General features: G+C 64.2%; 2 protein-coding genes and 1 pseudogene. All 3 read left to right on the top strand.

The features are described 5' to 3' along the window. Positions 1-85: pseudogene (locus WA702_RS28125) on the top strand (enoyl-CoA hydratase); the annotation flags it as partial. A gap of 63 nt (positions 86-148) precedes the next feature. After that, complete coding sequence (locus tag WA702_RS28120) at positions 149-1,696, top strand: acyl-CoA synthetase (protein WP_425113807.1); 1,548 nt, start codon at positions 149-151, stop codon at positions 1,694-1,696. Between the two features lie 147 nt (positions 1,697-1,843). After that, positions 1,844-2,242, top strand: a 399-nt coding sequence (locus WA702_RS28115; protein WP_425113808.1) for a phosphoenolpyruvate carboxylase, incomplete at its 3' end; no start/stop codon positions are given.

Here is a 2,242-nt window from a genome sequence, read left to right as displayed (position 1 = left end):
GCAGCAGAAGCTGATCGGCAGCCCGAACCAGCTCGAATCGGTCCGCGCCAACATCGAAAAGCGCGCGCCGAAATTTGCTGATTAGCATCGCCCCGAATGACGACGCTTTCAAAAACCCGACGAAGATCGGAAAACCAAAGAAGAACCCATGAGCGAAACGTCCTCTCTCTATCGCGGCCTCATCTCGGGCGATCGACGCCGCGGCCACAACGACATTGCCGACCGCGCGGCGCGGATGGCCGCTGGCCTCGCTGCGCTCGGCGTCGCTCCTGGCGATTCCGTCTGCATCCTGATGCGCAACGACATCGCCTTCATCGAAGCGGCCTATGCGGCCATGCGGTTAGGCGCCTATGGCGTGCCGGTGAACTGGCACTTCAAGCCGGAGGAGGTCGAGTACATCCTGAGGGATTCCGGCACCAAGGTGCTAATCGGTCATGCCGACCTCCTGCATCCGCTCGGCAGCATCATTCCATCTGGCGTCACCGTGCTGAGCGTGCCGACGCCGCCGGAGATTCTGGCGAGCTACAGCATCGATCCCGGTCACGTCGCGGCGCCCGCATTCGCGATCGATCTCGAAGGCTGGCTGGCGCAGCAGCGGCCCTATGATGGGCCGCAGGTGCCGCAGCCGCAGAACATGATCTACACCTCCGGGACGACAGGGCATCCGAAAGGCGTTCGCCGCCACGCGCCGACGGCAGAGCAGGCGGCCAATGCCGAGCGGATGCGGGCGATGATCTACGGGTTGAAGCCCGGTGCGCGCGCGCTGCTGCCCGGGCCGCTCTATCACTCCGCGCCGAATTCCTTCGGCATCCGCGCCGGCCGGCTCGGCGGCGCGCTGGTGCTGATGCCACGCTTCGAGCCAGAAGAATTTCTGCGCCTGATTGAGGGCGAGCGAATCGACACCATCTTCATGGTGCCGACCATGTTCATCCGCCTGATGAAGCTGCCGGAGGCCGTGCGCCGGAGATATGACGTGTCCTCGTTGCGGCACATCATCCACGCTGCGGCGCCATGTCCAGCCGACATCAAGCGGGCGATGATCGAATGGTGGGGACCTGTGATCTACGAGTTCTACGGCTCGACCGAATCCGGCGCGGTCACCTTCGCCACCTCGGAAGATGCGCTGAGCAAGCCCGGCACGGTCGGAAAAATCTCACCCGGCGCGGAGCTGCGCTTCGTCGGCGACGACGGCCGTTTCCTGCCGCAGGGTGAGATCGGCGAGATCTATTCGCGCATCGCGGGCAATCCGGACTTCACCTATCACAACAAGCCGGAGAAGCGTGCCGAGATCGACCGCGAAGGGTTCATCACCTCGGGTGATGTCGGCTATATCGATTCGGACGGCTACGTCTTCCTGTGCGATCGCAAGCGCGACATGGTGATCTCGGGCGGCGTCAACATCTATCCGGCCGAGATCGAGGCGGTGCTGCATGCTGTGCCGGGCGTGCATGATTGCGCGGTGTTCGGCATTCCCGACACGGAATTCGGTGAGGCGCTGCTGGCGGTGGTCGAGCCGCAGGCTGGCGTGACCTTGGATACCGCCGAGATCAGGACGCGGCTGAAGGGCTCGCTCGCCGACTACAAGGTGCCCAAGCATATCGAGATCAGGCACGGCCTGCCGCGCGAGGATTCCGGCAAGATCTTCAAGCGCAGGCTGCGCGATCCCTATTGGGCGGAGGCCGGCCGGCGGATTTGAAGATGCTGTCGTCCCGGCGAACGCCGAGACGACGCCAAAGCAGTGTAACCCCGTCTGCATCTTCATCTTGCACTGCGGCAAAAAACTTGCAGACTGCGCGTTTCGCCGGGGCAGCCTCTGGAGAGAAGAGCGATGTCGCCGCAGCTCATGCTTTCGGATGCAGAGATGAAGTCCAATCGCGGCCAGGAACGGACCCAAGACGCCCAGGCGACAGAGGAGGACGTGCGGCTGCGTGACGACATCCGGTTGCTCGGCCGTATTCTCGGCGACACCGTGCGCGACCAGGAGGGGGACGGTGTGTTCGACCTGGTCGAGCGGATCCGCCAGACCTCAGTCCGCTTTCACCGTGACGAGGACCGCGAGGCCCGCAAGGAGCTGGAAGCCATCCTCGACGGCATGCCGATCTCGGACACCGTCCGCATCGTGCGCGCCTTCAGCTATTTCTCGCACCTTGCCAACATCGCCGAGGACCACAACAACATCCGTCGGATGCGCAGCCGCGCCAACGTCAGCGGCGGCGGCGGCGTGCTCGCCGAGACGCTGGCG

The organism is Bradyrhizobium sp. (genome assembly GCF_049798375.1).
Taxonomy (GTDB): Bacteria; Pseudomonadota; Alphaproteobacteria; order Rhizobiales; family Xanthobacteraceae; genus Bradyrhizobium.
This window is presented reverse-complemented; position numbering and strand designations above follow the sequence as displayed.

Excerpts from the sequence above, each read along its gene's own strand:
- WA702_RS28120 (WP_425113807.1), top strand. The coding sequence starts at position 149 with ATGAGCGAAACGTCCTCTCTCTATCGCGGCCTCATCTCGGGCGATCGA.